Below are 18,090 nucleotides of genomic sequence, written 5' to 3' on the forward strand. Positions count from 1 at the left end.
TGGATAGTATACGTTTCGTTTATACAAGGAAGACTCATTAGGTGGGTCTTCTTTTTTTATATAAAAAATTAGGAGGGGTATAAATGGTTATTGTAATGAGACCAAACACACAAAAGAAAGAAATAGAAAAAATAAGAAGAAAAATGGAAAGTTTAGGATGTTCTATTCATGCGTCTCAAGGGGAAAGTTTTTATTTATTAGGTTTAGTAGGAGACACCAGTAAAATTGATCCTGATCAAATAAAAGCCAATAGAAATGTAGAAAAATTAATATTTGTACAAGAGCCTTATAAAAAAGTAAATAGACTTTTTCAACCATTAGATTCTGTTATATCGGTTAGAGATCAAAGTGTTGGAGGGAAAAAACTAGCAATAATGGCAGGACCATGTTCTGTAGAAAGTGAAGAACAGATTATAACGATTGCAGAGCAAATTAAAGAGTCAGGAGCTAGTTTCTTAAGAGGTGGGGCATTTAAGCCAAGAACATCCCCCTATAGTTTTCAAGGATTAAAAGAAGATGGTCTTGAATTATTAAAATTAGCAAGAGAAAAGACAGGGCTACCTATTGTTACAGAACTTATGTCAGCAGAATATGTTGAAAAGTTTGTAGAAGATGTGGATGTTATTCAAATTGGCGCAAGAAACATGCAAAATTTTGATTTGCTAAAAGAGGTGGGAAAAACAAACATCCCTATACTACTTAAGAGAGGGATGTCTGCTACAATAGAAGAACTATTAATGGCTGCAGAATATATCATGTCAGAAGGAAATGAAAAGGTAATACTTTGTGAACGCGGGGTAAGAACTTTTGAACAATATACAAGAAATACACTAGATTTAAGTGCAATACCTGTAATAAAGAAATTGAGCCATCTACCAGTAATTGTCGATCCAAGCCATGCAGGTGGATTATGGTGGTTAGTAGAACCTCTTGCAAAAGCTGCAATTGCAGTGGGTGCTGATGGATTAATGATAGAAGTACACAATGACCCTGCAAATGCCAAATGCGATGGACAACAATCGATCACACCGGAGAGATTTAAGTCACTCATGGATACCTTAAAAGCAATCGCAAATATTGAGAACAGAGAGCTATAGTAGAATGATATAATGAAATGGGAATTTACAAAAAACTAATAAAGATTCAAAGAAAATTGTAAATATTCCATATTTGATTGACATATGAAAATATTCTGATATAATCGTATAAAATATATGATTAAAAAAATTGGAGGAAAAGAAGATGAACAAACTTATTAGAAAGGAAAATGTAGAACAATTTAATTTTTTTAGTTTTTACTTTAGCTGGGGCTATTTTTATTTTAGCGCAAGCACTTTGTTCTACAAAAAAATAAAAATTTTCTATTCTAATGAGGGGTTTCAAGGGCTATATATTTCTGTATAAGAGATTAGGTGTACTATAAAGTTATAGTATGCGTTTATACAAGGAAGACTCATTAGTTGAGTCTTCTTTTTTATATAAAAGACAAAAAAACTAGGAGGAATAAAAATGATTATTGTAATGAAACCAAAAACAGAACAACAAGATATTGAAAAAATTAAACGAAAAATGGAAAGCCTAGGATGTGAAGTACATGAAACAGTAGGAGAAAATCGTCATATATTAGGATTGGTAGGAGATACGAGTAAAATTGATCCGAGTCAAATAAAAGCAAATAGAAATGTAGAAAAATTAATGTATGTACAGGAACCTTATAAAAAAGCAAATAGACTGTTTCATCCAGAAAATTCTGTTATCTCTGTGAGAGATAGAAGCATTGGTGGGCAAAAACTAGCGATTATAGCAGGACCATGTTCTGTAGAAAGTGAAGAACAGATTATAAGCATTAGCGAACAAATAAAAGAATCAGGGGCTGGATTTTTAAGAGGTGGGGCATTTAAACCAAGAACATCTCCATATAGCTTCCAAGGATTAAGAGAAGGAGGACTTGAATTACTAAAGCGAGCAAGAGAAAAAACGGGACTTCCTATTGTTACAGAACTGATGTCTGCTGATTTAATAGAAAAGTTTGTAGAAGATGTAGACGTGATACAAATTGGCGCAAGAAATATGCAAAACTTTGATTTATTAAAAGAGGTTGGAAAAACAGATAAACCAATACTACTTAAGAGAGGAATGTCTGCTACAATAGAAGAGTTGTTAATGGCTGCAGAATATATTATGTCGGAGGGAAATGAAAATGTAATCCTTTGTGAACGAGGGGTAAGAACTTTTGAACAATATACAAGAAATACACTAGATTTAAGTGCAATACCTGTAATAAAAAAATTGAGCCATCTGCCTGTAGTTGTTGATCCAAGCCATGCGGCAGGATTATGGTGGTTAGTAGAACCGCTTGCTAAGGCTGCAATCGCAGTAGGTGCAGATGGATTAATGATAGAAGTACACAATGATCCTGCAAATGCTAAGTGTGATGGACAACAATCTATTACACCGGAAAGATTTAAAACACTAATGAATTCTTTAAAACAAATTGCAAATATCGAGAATCGAACGCTATAGTGAGGTGGTAGATTTGGAAGATTTTGATTTTAACATAACGATTGTAGGGCTCGGATTAATTGGTGGTTCTTATGCAATGGCATTAAAAGATCTGAATCCTAAAAATATATGGGCAGTGGATATAGATAAAAATGCCCTAAAAACTGCACAAGAATTAGGAATTATTGATCAAGGGTATGTAGATCCTGAAATACCACTAAAAAATTCTGATATTGTTATTTTGTGCATATATCCAAATTTGGCTATAGAGTTTATAAAAGAGCAGATGGATCATTTTAAAACAGGCGCGATTATCACTGATACAGCAGGTATAAAAGAAAAATTGCTCAGCAAAATAAATGGATTTGTTCGAACGGATATTGACTTTATCGGAGGCCATCCAATGGCAGGCAGAGAATATAAAGGATTATCTTTTGCATCAAAAGATATATTTGATGGCGCCAATTATATTCTTACACCGATTGAACAAAATAAAAAAGAAAATATTCAAAGGATAGAATACATGATAAAAGGCATAGGGTGTAAAAATATTATAAAGATAGATCCTAAAAAACATGATGAAATCATTGCTTTTACAAGTCAATTGCCACATATTGTAGCAGCAGCACTTATGAATGGTGCGAAGGAAGAAAATACACATCTATTTGTAGCTGGCAGTTTTAAAGATGCTACAAGGGTAGCGCGTATGAATACAAAGTTGTGGTCAGAACTTTTAATAGAGAACAGAGAAAATACGATAGAACAAATAGAGCGATTTGAGAAGTACATGACAGAAATAAAAAATACGATCATCAATAATGATCAAGTGACTTTAGAAGAATTATTTGAAAATGCAAGGGGTAAGAGGGAGGAATTTATTGAAAAATGTATGAAATAGATATTAATCTTCCACAAAAAAGCTATCCAATTATGATAAAAAATGGACTAATGGATCATATGGGAGAGGAAATAAAAAAAATATATAAGCATAAAAAGATTGCGCTGATCACCGATAAAAATGTTGAAAAATTATATGGAAAAAAGATCATAGCAGATCTAGGAAAAAATGGTTTTGAAATAAAAATGATTGTGATAAATCCAGGAGAACAAAGCAAATCTTTAGATGTCTTAGCTAATATTTATGATGAACTTTTGAATTTTGGGATCACAAGAGGAGATTTAGTCATTGCATTTGGTGGTGGCGTTGTTGGTGATTTAACTGGATTTGCAACAGCTACATTGCTTAGAGGAATCCCTTTTATACAAATACCGACATCTCTTTTAGCACAAATTGATAGCAGTGTGGGTGGAAAAGTAGCCGTTAATTTACCGAAAGGGAAAAATTTAGTGGGAAACTTTTACCATCCAAAGGCGGTTTTTATAGATCCAGAACTTCTAAAGACGCTTGATAAAAGATTTTTACATGATGGTATGGCAGAAGTGATCAAATATGGGTGCATAAAAGATAAAGACTTATTTTATCGTTTGCTTAAACTGAATAGTGAAGAAGAATTATTTGATCATATAGAGGAAATTATTTATCAGTGTTGTAAAATAAAGAAAGAAGTAGTAGAAAAGGATGAATTAGATACAGGTGAGAGAATGTTATTAAACTTTGGACACACTTTAGGCCATGCAATAGAAAAATATTTTAATTATGAATGGTATACCCATGGAGAAGCTGTAGCAATTGGGATGTATCATATCACAAAAAAGAGTGAAGTGATGGGGATAACAAAGAGGGGCACAGCAGATTTAATAAAAGAAATATTAAAAAAATATGGATTATCCTATATATTACCCAAAATGGATCAAAGAAAAAATATAGAAACAATTGGGTTAGATAAGAAAAATAAAGGAAAAGATATCAATCTTATTTTGTTGAAAGAAATTGGAGAAAGTTTCATAAAGCAGATGGATAGAGAAAATATAGATGCTTATATAGGGAGGGAAAATGACGATGAAGAGTGTTAAAATTATACCATCTTTACTGAATGGACAAGTTCGTATACCCCCGTCAAAAAGCATGAGTCATAGAGCCATCATTGGTGCAGGGCTTTCAGAGGGAACAAGTCATATAGACAATATTGCATTTTCTGATGATATTATTGCTACACTAGAGGGAATAAAAGCTTTTGGCGTGATGACAAATCATTTAGATCAAGACTTAGAACATGAACCAAAGCGTATTGCCATAACAGGAAATGGAAAAATGGAGCTTATACATGAAACAATAAACTGTAAAGAATCGGGTTCTACATTAAGGTTTTTGATTCCAATGGCAGGATTAATTGAAGAAAAAGTAACTTTTATAGGCAAAGGAAAGCTAGTAGAGCGTCCTCTTAATACGTATTATGAAATATTTAAAGAACAAAATATCGCATATACAAACAATGAAGGAAAACTGCCTTTAAGTATAATAGGAAGATTAAAACCGGGGATATTTAAAATCAAGGGAAATGTAAGTTCTCAATTCATAACAGGGCTTTTGTTTGTATTGCCACTACTTGATGGAGACTCTAAAATGATCATTACAACACCATTAGAATCTAAGGGATATGTAGATTTAACCCTTTCTATTTTAGAAAGATTTTCTATAAAGATAGAAAATAATAATGATCATGAGTTTATAATCAAAGGAAATCAAAAGTATAGAGCACAGGATTATCGTGTAGAAGGAGATTTTTCGCAAGCTGCTTTTTGGATTGTAGCAGGTTTATTAGGCGGAAATATACAATGTAGTGACTTAAATATGCATTCTCTTCAAGGAGATAAAGCGATTTTAGATATTGTGAAAAAAATGGGGGCGAATTTATCCATTGACCAAGATACCATTCAAATAGAAAAATCAGATACAAAAGGAATCACCATTGATGCTTCACAATGCCCAGATCTTGTACCTATACTTGCTACTTTAGGGGCACTGAGTAAAGGCACTACAAAAATAATCAATGCAGCTAGGCTTCGTATAAAAGAATCAGATCGATTAAAAGCGATGGCTACAGAGTTAAACAAATTAGGCGCAGATGTGAAAGAATTAGAAGAAGGACTTGAGATTCATGGAAAAGAAAAATTAAAGGGTGGGACTGTTGATAGTTGGAATGATCATCGTATTGCTATGGCGCTAGCTATGGCTTCTATAAAGTGCAGTGAACCTGTAATTATAACGAATAGCCATGCTGTAAGTAAATCTTATCCAACATTCTGGCAGGATTTTGAAAAAACAGGAGGAAAAATAGATGAGTGGCATATGGGGGAATAATATAAAACTTTCCATCTTTGGAGAATCTCATGGAAAAGGTATTGGCATTGTGATGGATGGATTGCCAGCAGGCATACCATTGGATCTTGATGGAATCAAGAAAGAAATGCAAAGAAGAGCACCTGGAAGGAATGAAATATCTACCCCAAGGAAAGAAAAAGATGACTTTGATCTATTAAGTGGCTATTTTAATAATAAAACAACTGGAACACCTCTTTGTTGTATCATCTATAATACAAACCAGCAGTCTAAAGATTATGCAGCCATAAAGGATACGATGCGTCCAGGACATGCAGACTATACAGGGTATGCAAAATATTTTGGATCGAATGATTATAGAGGAGGCGGACATTTTTCAGGAAGAATTACAGCACCCTTGGTTTTTGCAGGGGCAGTTGCAAAACAAATACTAGAAAAAAAGAATATTATCATTGGGAGCCATATAAAAAATATAGGGAATATAAATGATCATGCTTTTGATCCGTTAAATATAAAAGGAGACGTTTTAAAGAAAATGATAGATAAAACTTTTCCAGTTATAGATGCGGACAAAGGACTAAAAATGAAGGAAATGATTTTAAAGGCCAAGGAAGAAATGGACTCGGTAGGAGGAATCATTGAGACGGCTGTAGTCAATTTTCCAGTAGGTGTAGGATCACCTTTTTTCGATTCAATTGAAAGTAAGCTCGCGCATATATTATTTTCCATTCCAGCTGTAAAGGGTGTAGAATTTGGAGTAGGGTTTGATATTGCTAAAATGAAAGGTTCTGTTTCAAACGATGCATACTTTATAGAGAAAGATCAAATCAAGACGTATACCAACCATAATGGCGGTATTCTTGGTGGCATTAGTAATGGGATGCCTATTCTGTTTAGAACAGCATTTAAGCCAACACCTTCAATAGGAAAAATACAAAAAACCATTGATATAAAAAAACGAGAGAATATAGAAACACAAGTAAAGGGACGTCATGATCCGTGTATTGTACCTAGAGCAGTACCCGTAGTAGAAGGCGCGGCCGCTATAGGACTATTAGATTTGATGATAGAAAAGGATGGGATTGGATGGATGCTTTAGGGAGTATGAGGAAGGAAATTGATCAGATAGATAAAGAAATGGTGAAATTATTTGAAAAAAGAATGGAGACTGCTTTGAAAATTGCGGAATATAAAAAAAACAATGATATTCCTGTATTTAATGGCAATAGAGAAGAACAAGTGATAAAGAAAAATATCTTGCATATAAAGAATAAAAATCTCCAAAAATCTGCAGAAGTATTTTTAAATAGCATGATGGCAATCAGTAGAAAAATCCAAGAAAGCATGATTGTTAGATGTATACAAGAAGAAAAAGATTGTAAGACATCTATTTCAGAAAAATGCCCACGAATAGGATTTCAGGGTGTAGGGGGGTCATTTAGCGAACAAGCATTAATGGAATATTTTGGGGATTCTATAATTACGAAAAATGTAAATCAATTTAAAGATGTATTTGAAGCTCTTAAAAATAATGAAATAGATTATGGGGTATTGCCTATAGAAAATTCTTCAACGGGTGGAATTTCCCAAGTATATGATTTGCTAAGAAAGTATGGGTGTTATATCGTAGGAGAGCGTTGTATAAAAGTAGAACATCAACTATTAGGGATAAAAGGTACAAAACTAGAAGATATCATAGAAGTATATTCACATCCGCAGGCTTTTGAGCAGAGTAGTGAATTTTTTAGAACACATAGAGATTGGAAAATTATTCCTTATAGCAATACAGCCATGAGTGCAAAGTTTATAAAAGATGAAAATATTAAAACAAAAGCTGCTGTAGCAAGTATTAAGGCAGCTAAGTTATATGGTTTGGATATTATTCAATCGAACATAAATGATAATAAAAGTAATTATACAAGATTTATTGTAATCGGAAAAAATTTGGAAATTCATCCTACTGTGGATAAGATTAGTGTAGTCGTTGCTACGCCCCATAAGGCAGGCGCGTTATATAGTATTTTAAGATATTTTTCGGAAAATAATTTAAACATGCTAAAAATAGAATCAAGACCTATGATTGATCGGTCGTGGGAGTATTTCTTTTATATAGATTTTGAAGGGAATTTAAATGAAGAAGTTGTAAAAGAAGCAATTGAGTTAATTAAGGAAAATAGTAGTTTTTTTCAATTACTGGGTAATTATAAAGGACACAAGAGATAGGGGAGAGGTTGTGAATGGGAATTTATGGACTTATAGGAGAAAAATTAAGCCATAGTTTTTCTCCTATTATACATAAAATGATTTTTGAAGAATTAAGGATGGAGGGACACTATCATTTATTTGAATTAAAAAAACAATATTTAAGAGACGGATTATATGGATTAAAAGCATTAAGTGCAAAAGGTGTAAATGTAACGATTCCTTATAAGATGGAGTTGATGAAATATTTAGATCATATTTCAGATGAAGCAAGACAGATTGGGGCAATCAACACCATCTGTTTTAAAGATAATCAAACGATTGGATATAATACAGACTACTATGGTTTTGGCATGATGCTTGAAAAAAATCAGGTTGATTTACAGGGTAAAAAGGCTGTCATATTAGGAACGGGTGGTGCTTCAAAGGCGGTGCTTCAGTATCTGATAGATCATGAAATAGAACAAGTTACTTTTGTCAGTAGAGATATTGAAAAAACAAAAAAAATATATATAGCATTTGAATGTATATCCTATGATCAAGTGAAAGACCTACGAGGATATGATTTGATGATCAATTGTACACCTGTTGGGATGTATCCAAATATAAAACATGCACCAGTATCAAAAGAAACGGTTAAAAAGTTTAAAACGATCATTGACTTAATATACAATCCAAAAGAGACCTTATTCTTAGAATATGCAAAAGAAGAAGGATTAAAAAGTATAAATGGGCTGTATATGTTGGTAGGACAGGCAATAAAGGCACAGGAATTATGGAATGATATAAAAATAGATAGATATATTTGTGATAGGATTTATGAAAAAATTTGTGCGATAAGGAATGAATAAAAATGTTGAGCATGGATATTTAGCAAATGATTAATAATCATTTGTAAGTAAATCGTTATAGGGTGAGGTGATGATTATATTGAAAAATATTGTCTTGATAGGGATGCCTGGCTGTGGAAAAACGACAATAGGGAAACTTTTAGCAGAAAGATTGAATATGAAATTTTGTGATATAGATGAATATATTGAAGAAAAGACAGAGAAAAGGATTTGTGAAATTTTTCAGGATGGAGAAGAAGCTTTTAGAAAAATAGAAAGAAAAGCTGTAAAAGAAGTAAGTGAAAATTTATCGATGGTGATCTCTACAGGTGGAGGGGTTGTAAAATCTGAAAGGAATATAGAAATACTTAAAAAAAAAGGAATGATTATATTTATTAATCGGTCAGTAGAGAAGATTATCTCAGATATTGATACAAAGGAACGTCCTTTATTAAAAGATGGAAAAGAAAAAATTTATAAATTATATCAAGAAAGATATGTTTTATATAAAAAGTATGGAGACTATGAAATCATCAATGATACAACATTAGAGGGTGTAGTTGATCGTATTATGAATATTTTATAGATGAAAAAATTTATACAGGGATTAACTATGCGCGTATTACTTTTTTAAAGAATAAAAAATAAGTATTTTAATATTTGCGAATAAAGTATTTCTAAATAGATATCAGAAGAAAACGCATAGTGAAGTGACTTTGTTTTGGATATTCCTCGGGATGATTGCACTTTAAAAAAAATAGACAAATAAAATGGACGGCTCTTTGTATGGGATCAATACAAGGAACCGTCTATTAATTTATTCTACAGGGGATATGTCATTCGGATCAATTTCATTAAAAGTATGTGTAGTACTGACAGGTTCAGCGCGATCATGCTCATGATCACTATTATCTTCATCATCGCCCTCGTCTCCATCAAATAAAGACATGAGTTTCACCATTTGAGCCATTTTTTTGAAATCATTCACTTTTGTCACATATTTTGCTGGTAGTATTGGCGCAACTGCATCAATGATGTTATTAATTTGAGCAGATAGATCTCCATCTCCAGATTGTACAGCTTTCTTTATATTTAAAATATTTTTTATGTCTTTTCCCTTTTCTAATAACGAAAGAACGGTACTGATGTTTTGTATACTAGATTTACTATTTTCGTTTATATTATCACTAAAAACATTAAGTAATTCTTTTACAAAGTGAATATTTCGATTACCTAAGCCGCCAGATTGAGATATGTTTTTTCGTAAATCATTAAGGGTCGTTGCTTTTTTTACGTTTTCTAATAAATGAGACATCTTATCTAATGAATTGCTATCAATCGTTGGGCCTTTAGGGCGTTCATCGGTTTTTGAACTTATTTCTTGTAATGTGTTGCTATTTCTAAAAAAGAAAAAAAGACATATGGGGATGATGAAAATAAAGATGCTATTATTTGAAAATGACAACCTAGCAATACCTAATTCATCTACAGGTAAGGAAATATCATTTTGATCTATAGGGATAAGCGTATTCATATTCTTCCTCCTAAATTTAAATAAATCTTTGCTTTATCATATGCTATATAAAAAATTGTGTTACGACAATCTATGAAGATTTGAAGGGAATAAATCGTTAAAAATGATCATAGATTTAAGTGAGCGATGATTAAATGATAATGGAGGTGAACCTGTGGAGAAAGTCGATAAGAAAAAATTAGAGAATTTGATGAAATCTATGGGCGGCATAGAGCCTACAGATGATCAGAAAAAGATGATAGAACAAATGAATGGAAATTATGGAGATAAGAGTGAAGAAGAAATTATGAAAGAATTAAAGAAATTAAAGGGAAGTATGATGCAAAATACGAAAAAGTATAAAAAGCAGATGCAAGCATTAGATCAACTAAAAGGTTTTTTGGATGAAAATCAGAGAAAGAAATTAGAAAAGATTATGAAATTTTTAAATGAAGAGGATTAAAAAATAGGCTAAAGATTTTAGCCTATTTTTTTTTGCCTACAATAGTATAGATTACATCATCTAAAGTACTACCCGCTTGTATATCAAAAGTACCAGATTTTAATTTTGACGCCATCTTTAGTTCTTCTACTCTAGCAATAAATTTAGCAGTATCTTCAATAAGTCCTTTCTCTTTTAATATCTTAGCAATACCTGTGCCTGCTGTACCGCTAGGAATCTCTACATGAATAATGGTAGGAGGTTGCTGCGTAGGCTCAGGTTCAACAGGAACGGTTTCTTTAGGAACTATTTCTTTAGGAATTTGTTCATTTGGAGTGATGGAAGGAGCATCACTAGATGAATCCGTTTCTTCCTGATTGATAGGGAGGGGTGTTTCTTGATTTACTACCTCATTTTTTGTTGTTTCATTCAGGCTATCCACTTTTTCTTTGGAGTAAGCTAATGAATCTGTAACTTGCCATGTAATAACCGTAGACATAAAGAGTATGATGACGACGGCTAAAAGGATATCACTTACTTCATATAATACATCTTTCAGTTTTTCCCACATAGTTAATTTCCTCCCTTTTATGATACATGTTTATATATAAAGAATAGCACAACCTATCCTATAGTTTCAATATGGAAATATTGTTTTTAGAATGATACATTAGACATGGGGGAAAATAATTAGCATGAAAAGATGCGTTGAGTATGGCATAATATAATAGAGGTGAAAGAATATGAGAGAAATATGTATAGGAAAGAATGAAGAAAATCAAAGAATAGATAAATTTCTTAGAAAATATATGTCAAAAGCTTCATTAAGTTTTGTTTATAAAATGATCCGAAAAAAAAACATTAAAGTGAATCAAAAAAGAGTAAGTAGCGATTATATATTAAAAGAGGGAGACAATATTCAACTGTATTTAAGTGAAGATACAATTCTAGGATTTATTGAAAAAAAGAATATTAAGGAAGTCAAGAGAGAGTTTGGAATTGTTTATGAGGATCAAAATATTTTATTGGTAGAAAAACCTCAAGGACTTTTGGTGCATGAAGATATAAATGAAAGTGAAAATACATTGGTAAATCAAGTGATAAAATATTTATATGATAAGTCAGAATACAATCCAGAAGTAGAGAAGACATTTGTTCCGGCAAGTGTAAATCGATTAGATCGAAATACGAGTGGAATTGTTATTATTGGAAAAAACAATCAATCATTGCAGAATCTAAATGAAATGATTCGAAAAAAAAATTATGTAAAAAAATATTATCTAACTATTGTAAAGGGAACCTTAAAGGATAAAAAAGCGTTAAAAGGATATTTATTAAAGGATCAAAAATCAAACAAGGTGGAAATTATTGAGAAAAAACACCCTGATGCAAAAGAAATACATACAATATATAGACCTATCAATACATATGGAGATTATAGCCTAGTAGAAGTTGAGCTACTAACAGGCAGAACCCATCAAATTCGCGCACATTTATCAAGTATAGGCCATCCGCTTATTGGAGATGGTAAATATGGAAATTTGGAAATGAATAGAAGTTTTCAGAATCAATTTAAATTGAGATATCAATTTTTGCATGCTTATAAGATTCATTTTGATAAATGCTTAGGAAATTTAAAATATTTAGAAGGAAAAAGTTTTTATTCATCCCTGCCAAAAGAATTAGAGAAGATAAAAATTGCATTATTTCCATAATCCTTGTACAATTATGTATTAAGGGTTATTTTAAAGGGGGAGGATTCGTGGATCATAGCAACTATATAATACTGGAATCGCTTATTAGGAGATATGACTATGCTGGAGCGATAGAGTTAATAGGAAAGATAGAAGATGTAAATAAAAATGTTATAAAATTACTATATTCTTGTAAATATGCAATAAACTTTGATTTTCAATCAGCTTATTATGTAGTGTCAGATTTATTAGATATAGAAGATGCAAACGTTCATAAAAGGGTAACATCTTTAAAAGATAATTTAAAAGAATTGATAGATGGAAGGCCAGATGCGATTTTTTCAGAGTTGTTAGAAAATACAAAAATACAATTGGATAATCGTAGGTATATAGATTTTTTAAGTAGAGTATATAGGATAAAGGAAGCAATATTAAAATATATTTTTGCAAAAAATCATGTGGATAAAAATAGATTTTCATTTAGAACAGAAGTCGTATCGAAAAGAATGATTATAAAAATATTAAGGAAAAAATACAAAATATTTAATCCGAATTTAAGCTTTGCCATTAGTAGCTATATAACGAAGTATTTAAATAAAGATAAACGTTATAATACGGCTTTAGATGTTTTAAATTCAAATAAGATGAATGAAATGATTGAGTTAAGACATGAATGTATTGCAGGCCATGGTTTTAAAGGGGTAAATAGAAAGGAACTTGTTAAAATTTATGGCAATCCATATGCAGTTATAGATGATTTTTATATGGTTTTAGAAAAGATCGGTGTAAATATTCGTGAAAATAAATATGATAAAATAAATGGTTACATTTTAGAACTTTTGTAATATATGGGAATTTCAGGATTGTTGAAAAAGAAAATAAGTGATAAAATGTATTTAGTTTGTAATAAGGAGAGGTTCGTATGAAGAAAGAGATTGTTGAATGGATTAAAACTATTGTTATATCGGTTGTTATTGCACTGGTGATCACGACATTTATTAGACCAACCTTAGTGAAGGGATACTCTATGTACCCAACTTTAAATGAATATGATTATTTAATTATTAATAAAATCCCTTATATGATGCATGAACCAGAAAGAGGGGATATTGTTGTTTTTAAATCACATTTAAAGACAGAAGACGGAAAAGAAAAGGATTTGATTAAAAGAGTGATTGGTATTCCTGAAGATCACATTAAGATAACAGGTGGAGAAGTGTTTGTCAACGGAGAAAAACTGGATGAGCGGTATATCAATGGTGATTATACGTCAGGGGAGATTGATATTGAAGTACCTGAAAATAAAATATTTGCTATGGGTGATAATAGAGAAAACAGTTTGGACAGTAGAGATGAACGTGTAGGCCCTGTTGGAATAGATACAGTGAGAGGAAAAGTTTTGGTACGCCTCTATCCATTTAATAAAATAGGCAAAGTTCGATAAAAAAATTAGATAAAAAGGTTGTGTAAATGTAAACAATACCTCGATAAAAGGTGGGATACTAATGTCAAGGAATGATGTTTTCATTGTGAATGATTCAAAATTTGAGAGTATCGTTTTAAAGGATATATTAATAAAATCTGGAATGAATGCAATCATTTCTGATGAACATATGATTATGAAGGATTTAAGAAATATAAAACCTGCTATGGTGATTGTGAACTATATTATGAAGGATATGACAGGAGACAAAGTCATTGAAGCAATTAAAAAAAGATTTCCAGAGATCATATGTATCTTAGCATCTAGTAGTGATCTTTCAAAAAATCAATTTATAGGTTATCGCATTGATGAAATTATTAAGATCCCTGTTGAACCCAATCATATTAAAAAAATGGTCGAAAAATATACTTCTACACAAAAAAGACTATGTATGCATTGTAAAATGGAAATAGAAGAAACTTTTTATATATGCCCCTACTGTGGAGAAAAATTAAAAAATAGAGCGTAATGCTCTTTTTTTGTGTTTATTTTTAGTAGAAATTGCACATGATAAATAATGAAAAAAGTAAAAGGAGGTATATTGTATGAAAGTTAGAGAGTTAATGACGAAAGAAGTGTCTACTGCAAATCCAGATACATCTTTAAGCCAGATTGCAGCAAAGATGAAAGATTTAGATGTAGGATCTATTCCGGTTTGTGATCATAATGATCGTGCGTTAGGGATTGTTACAGATAGGGATATTGTTATTCGTGGGGTAACAACAGGAAATATCAATGTGGGTGCACAAGATATTATGTCAGGCCATTTAATTTATGCAACACCAGATATGCATGCCCATGAAGCAGCAAATTTGATGGCAGAGAATCAAATAAGAAGATTGCCTGTAGTAGACAATGGAAAACTTATAGGTATGGTATCTATAGGAGATCTTGCTACGGTGAATGTATATGTAAATGAAGCAGGAGATGCACTTAGTGATATATCAAAGCCAAGTAACCCTAGAATGTAAATTTAAGAAAGTTCCTGTTTTTTTAGGAACTTTCTTAAATTTTTAGACGTGAATATACATAATATAGGGTATAATAGAATAAAATAGCAAGTATATATGTATGACCAATAGGGGGATTGCAAAATGAATCACGAACAGAAAAAAATAAAAATCGTTATAAATAACCAAAAAGAGATAGAAGTAAATGAAGGAATTTTTATCAAAGAAATTAGTGAAGGATTTGAAAATGGAGCTACCATTGTTGCAGCAAAGGTTAATAATGAATTGAGAGAATTAAATTATCAAATACATAAGGATTGTACTATTGAATTTGTTGATTTAACAACGTCGGATGGTATTAGAATTTATCAGAGAGGTTTAGCCTTTGTGTTTATAAGGGCGGCTATGGAAATATTATCTGGATGCAAGGTGACAGTAGAACACTCATTAAGTAAAGGCTTGTATTGCGAAATACATTATAAAAGATCTATTGCAAAAGAAGATGTAGTAAGAATCGAATCTAGGATGAGAGAGATTATTGAAGAAGATGTATCCTTCAAAAAAGAAAGTGTTTCTATAGAAGGAGCGAAAAGAATATTTAAAGAATTAGGTATGGAAGCAAAAACAGAACTTTTGGATTTTAGAAAAAGTCTGGAAATAAATATGTATGGCTGTGGATGGCTTAAGAACTATTTTTACGGCTATATGGTACCAAGCACAGGTTATTTAAAGTTATTCCAATTAAAGCATTATGGTGCAGGGATTATCATACAATATCCTGAAAAAGATAATCCAAATGAAATACCAGTATTTGAAGAACAGAAGAAACTGGCTAGTATATTCAGAGAAGCAGAAAAATGGGGAAGAATTTTAGAGGTTGGTTATGTTGCAAGTTTAAATAAAATTATTGCAAAAAAAGAGCATCCAGAGATTATTCGAATAGCAGAAGCACTTCATGAAAAAAAGATTGCCCAAATAGCCGATATGATTTCAGAGAAGAAGAAAAGAATTATATTGATAGCAGGGCCCTCTTCTTCGGGGAAAACAACCTTTGCACAAAGGTTGTCCATTCAGCTTAAGGTTAATGGATTAAAACCGGTAGCTTTATCTATAGATGATTATTTTGTCAATCGAGAACATACCCCGAGAGATGAAAATGGTGAGTATGATTTTGAAGCAATAGAAGCGGTGGATATAGATTTATTCAACGAACATCTTACAGCACTATTAAGAGGAGAAAGAATAGAGATTCCTACATTCAATTTTCATAAAGGAGAGAGAGAATATAGAGGGAAATTTATGAAAATTACAGAAGAACATCCAATTATCATTGAAGGAATTCATGGACTAAACGATCAATTGACTATGGATATATCGCATGATAAAAAGTTTAAGATCTATATTAGCGCACTTACCCAATTAAACATTGATGATCACAATAGAATTCCTACTACAGATACAAGGCTCGTTAGAAGAATTGTAAGAGATAGTAAATATAGAGGACACTCCGCATTGACAACACTAAAATTATGGGATTCTGTTAGAAGGGGAGAAAAAAGAAATATTTTCCCATTCCAAGAAGAGGCAGACGTTATGTTTAATTCTGCAATGGTATATGAATTAGCTATTTTGAAAAAATATGCAGAACCACTGCTAAATCAAATATCAAAAGAACAAAAAGAATATACAGAAGCAAACAGATTACTTAAATTTCTAAGCTACTTTTCTTCTATAGAAGAAGATCACTTTGTGCCACAAACTTCTATTATGAAGGAATTTATTGGAGGAAGTTGTTTTACTGAGTAAATTTGGTCTTTGGAAAGTTGTAAAATAAAATCACAAAAAGCAGTGCAATAGCACTGCTTTTTACAATTATTTAATCCAATAAGGAATAGGGATTGGATAGGGTATAGGTGGCGTTTTTTGTAAATGTCTTAAAATTTTATTGTATCGATCTTCACACACTTCCCAATCAATATTTTGCATAAATACATTTAGATATTTATTTCTGTCAATCCCAAAATCGATCATATAAGCATGCTCATATACATCTAAGACTAAAATAGGTAAACTATTCCAAATTCCGCCTTGATCATGGGCATCACATAAGTAGTTTCGTATTTGCCCATCTATAAGATCAAAGGCTACTACAACCCATCCTCTAGATGATTTTCCAGCATCTAAAAAATCTTGTCTCCAATTTTCAAAGCTTTCAAAATCTTTTTTTATTTTTTCAAGTAAGTTTCCATAAGCTTTATTTTTATCGCCACCTAAGTTTCCAAAATATAATTCATGCAATTTTACACCGTTTAATGCATAACTTTCTCCTAATTTTAAACAACGATAAGGACTATAAGTTGTATTAGGCTTTGTAAATTTTTCTTCTTTTAATTTTCTCCATATTAAATTGATTTTTTCAACATAGCCTTTATATAATTGATAATGCTGAGTAAGTTGATTTTTTGAGATGCCTTCTACTGATTGGAAATTAAACTTTTGGGGAACAATTATACGCATTATGATTTTCCTCCTGTTAATGAAATATTTCATGCTATACTATAATATGTGGGGTATAGAAAAAATGTTCATAAACTTATTAAAGTAGAGGTCTATGGAAGTAGTATATAAGGTATAGTATATCTTCAAGAGATACTTTTAGTGATATAAGTCGGTATATTATATAATTGAAAAGGAGTGGTTTTTTGCTAATATTTGTAATTGTTCTAATGGTTATTGGCTTAATAGGTATTTTTGTACCAGGACTTCCTGGAAATGGATTGATTTTTTTATCAACCCTTGGATATGGCATGGTTACAAAATTTGATGAAATAAGTGTAAATTGGATTGTATTTTTCGGAGTACTTACTGTTTTATCATTTGTATTTGACTATGTTGCAAGTATAGTAGGGGCAAAAAAATTTGGTGCTACAAAAGCAGGAATAATTGGAGGATTTTTAGGGGGAATCGTTGGTGTATTGATACTTAGTATACCAGGATTATTAATAGGGCAGTTTGTGGGGACGTGTATTGGAGAATTATATTATGGAAAAGAGTTAGAATTATCAATGAAATCTGGCTTTGGGACTGTAGTAGGATATGTTTTAGGTGTTGTGATGAATATAACCATAGGAATTACGATGATAGGTATTTTTTTATTAAAAGTTCTTCTATAAAAGGTATGTGGGCTATTAGCGTATATATTATTTACAAAACCAAAGAATATTAAGGAAATA

20 protein-coding genes are annotated in these 18,090 nt (G+C 31.5%); 17 read left to right on the forward strand and 3 right to left on the reverse strand.

The window, feature by feature from the left end:
• Positions 1–83 precede the first annotated feature (83 nt).
• From aroF (EV214_RS10900) to EV214_RS10940, 9 genes are all read left to right on the forward strand, one after another.
• A complete protein-coding gene (gene aroF, locus EV214_RS10900) occupies positions 84–1,097 on the forward strand; it encodes a 3-deoxy-7-phosphoheptulonate synthase (RefSeq protein ID WP_132245676.1) in 1,014 nt (337 codons plus the stop codon).
• Between the two features lie 412 nt (positions 1,098–1,509).
• Complete coding sequence (gene aroF, locus EV214_RS10905) at positions 1,510–2,523, forward strand: 3-deoxy-7-phosphoheptulonate synthase (RefSeq protein WP_132245678.1); 1,014 nt, start codon at positions 1,510–1,512, stop codon at positions 2,521–2,523.
• A 13-nt stretch (positions 2,524–2,536) separates the two neighbouring features.
• Complete coding sequence (locus EV214_RS10910) at positions 2,537–3,400, forward strand: prephenate dehydrogenase (RefSeq protein WP_132245680.1); 864 nt, start codon at positions 2,537–2,539, stop codon at positions 3,398–3,400.
• Entirely contained in the window at positions 3,388–4,476 is a 1,089-nt protein-coding gene (gene aroB, locus EV214_RS10915; protein WP_132245682.1) for a 3-dehydroquinate synthase, read from the forward strand. Before EV214_RS10910 ends, aroB begins: the two co-directional genes overlap by 13 nt.
• Positions 4,463–5,764: a 3-phosphoshikimate 1-carboxyvinyltransferase gene (aroA, locus tag EV214_RS10920; RefSeq protein WP_132245684.1), complete on the forward strand. Its 1,302-nt coding sequence runs from the start codon at positions 4,463–4,465 to the stop codon at positions 5,762–5,764. The genes aroB and aroA overlap by 14 nt, the downstream gene beginning before the upstream one ends.
• Positions 5,742–6,842: a chorismate synthase gene (aroC, locus tag EV214_RS10925; protein ID WP_132245686.1), complete on the forward strand. Its 1,101-nt coding sequence runs from the start codon at positions 5,742–5,744 to the stop codon at positions 6,840–6,842. The genes aroA and aroC overlap by 23 nt, the downstream gene beginning before the upstream one ends.
• Positions 6,830–7,966, forward strand: coding sequence for a chorismate mutase (locus EV214_RS10930; protein WP_132245688.1), 1,137 nt, complete (start codon positions 6,830–6,832; stop codon positions 7,964–7,966). The genes aroC and EV214_RS10930 overlap by 13 nt, the downstream gene beginning before the upstream one ends.
• 14 nt (positions 7,967–7,980) lie before the next feature.
• A complete protein-coding gene (gene aroE, locus EV214_RS10935) occupies positions 7,981–8,796 on the forward strand; it encodes a shikimate dehydrogenase (protein ID WP_132245690.1) in 816 nt (271 codons plus the stop codon).
• A 70-nt stretch (positions 8,797–8,866) separates the two neighbouring features.
• Positions 8,867–9,361, forward strand: a complete 495-nt coding sequence (locus tag EV214_RS10940) for a shikimate kinase (RefSeq protein ID WP_330571300.1) — start codon at positions 8,867–8,869, stop codon at positions 9,359–9,361.
• Between the two features lie 231 nt (positions 9,362–9,592).
• Here the strand turns inward: EV214_RS10940 and EV214_RS10945 are convergent, their stop codons facing one another.
• A complete protein-coding gene (locus EV214_RS10945; RefSeq protein WP_132245694.1) occupies positions 9,593–10,309 on the reverse strand; it encodes a hypothetical protein in 717 nt (238 codons plus the stop codon).
• Between the two features lie 154 nt (positions 10,310–10,463).
• Here EV214_RS10945 and EV214_RS10950 point away from each other — a divergent pair, with 154 nt between their 5' ends.
• Complete coding sequence (locus EV214_RS10950; protein WP_132245696.1) at positions 10,464–10,751, forward strand: hypothetical protein; 288 nt, start codon at positions 10,464–10,466, stop codon at positions 10,749–10,751.
• A 22-nt stretch (positions 10,752–10,773) separates the two neighbouring features.
• Here the strand turns inward: EV214_RS10950 and EV214_RS10955 are convergent, their stop codons facing one another.
• Positions 10,774–11,301: an MltG/YceG/YrrL family protein gene (locus tag EV214_RS10955; RefSeq protein ID WP_132245698.1), complete on the reverse strand. Its 528-nt coding sequence runs from the start codon at positions 11,299–11,301 to the stop codon at positions 10,774–10,776.
• A gap of 172 nt (positions 11,302–11,473) precedes the next feature.
• Here EV214_RS10955 and EV214_RS10960 point away from each other — a divergent pair, with 172 nt between their 5' ends.
• The 6 genes from EV214_RS10960 to EV214_RS10985 all read left to right on the forward strand — a co-directional run bounded on the left by EV214_RS10960 (position 11,474) and on the right by EV214_RS10985 (position 16,663).
• Positions 11,474–12,445 carry an RluA family pseudouridine synthase gene (locus tag EV214_RS10960; RefSeq protein ID WP_132245700.1) on the forward strand — a complete coding sequence of 324 codons (972 nt, stop codon included), beginning with the start codon at positions 11,474–11,476 and terminating at the stop codon, positions 12,443–12,445.
• Between the two features lie 47 nt (positions 12,446–12,492).
• Positions 12,493–13,269: a hypothetical protein gene (locus EV214_RS10965; protein WP_132245702.1), complete on the forward strand. Its 777-nt coding sequence runs from the start codon at positions 12,493–12,495 to the stop codon at positions 13,267–13,269.
• 77 nt (positions 13,270–13,346) lie between these two features.
• Entirely contained in the window at positions 13,347–13,868 is a 522-nt protein-coding gene (lepB, locus tag EV214_RS10970) for a signal peptidase I (protein ID WP_132245704.1), read from the forward strand.
• A 61-nt stretch (positions 13,869–13,929) separates the two neighbouring features.
• Positions 13,930–14,376, forward strand: coding sequence for a response regulator (locus EV214_RS10975; RefSeq protein ID WP_132245706.1), 447 nt, complete (start codon positions 13,930–13,932; stop codon positions 14,374–14,376).
• Positions 14,377–14,452: 76 nt separating this feature from the next.
• The gene (locus EV214_RS10980; RefSeq protein WP_132245708.1) at positions 14,453–14,878 is read left to right on the forward strand and encodes a CBS domain-containing protein; all 426 of its coding nucleotides are present in this window, start codon (positions 14,453–14,455) and stop codon (positions 14,876–14,878) included.
• A gap of 123 nt (positions 14,879–15,001) precedes the next feature.
• The gene (locus EV214_RS10985) at positions 15,002–16,663 is read left to right on the forward strand and encodes a nucleoside kinase (RefSeq protein WP_132245710.1); all 1,662 of its coding nucleotides are present in this window, start codon (positions 15,002–15,004) and stop codon (positions 16,661–16,663) included.
• A gap of 66 nt (positions 16,664–16,729) precedes the next feature.
• On the opposite strand, the gene EV214_RS10990 is transcribed toward EV214_RS10985, so the two are convergent.
• Positions 16,730–17,374 (reverse strand): superoxide dismutase, encoded by a 645-nt coding sequence (locus tag EV214_RS10990; RefSeq protein WP_132245712.1) that lies wholly within the window; start codon positions 17,372–17,374, stop codon positions 16,730–16,732.
• Positions 17,375–17,559: 185 nt separating this feature from the next.
• On the opposite strand from EV214_RS10990, the gene EV214_RS10995 reads away from it, so the two are divergent.
• The gene (locus tag EV214_RS10995; protein WP_132245714.1) at positions 17,560–18,030 is read left to right on the forward strand and encodes a DUF456 domain-containing protein; all 471 of its coding nucleotides are present in this window, start codon (positions 17,560–17,562) and stop codon (positions 18,028–18,030) included.
• Positions 18,031–18,090 lie beyond the last annotated feature (60 nt).

The sequence above is a fragment of the Marinisporobacter balticus genome, assembly GCF_004345705.1.
Classification (GTDB): domain Bacteria; phylum Bacillota; class Clostridia; order Peptostreptococcales; family Thermotaleaceae; genus Marinisporobacter; species Marinisporobacter balticus.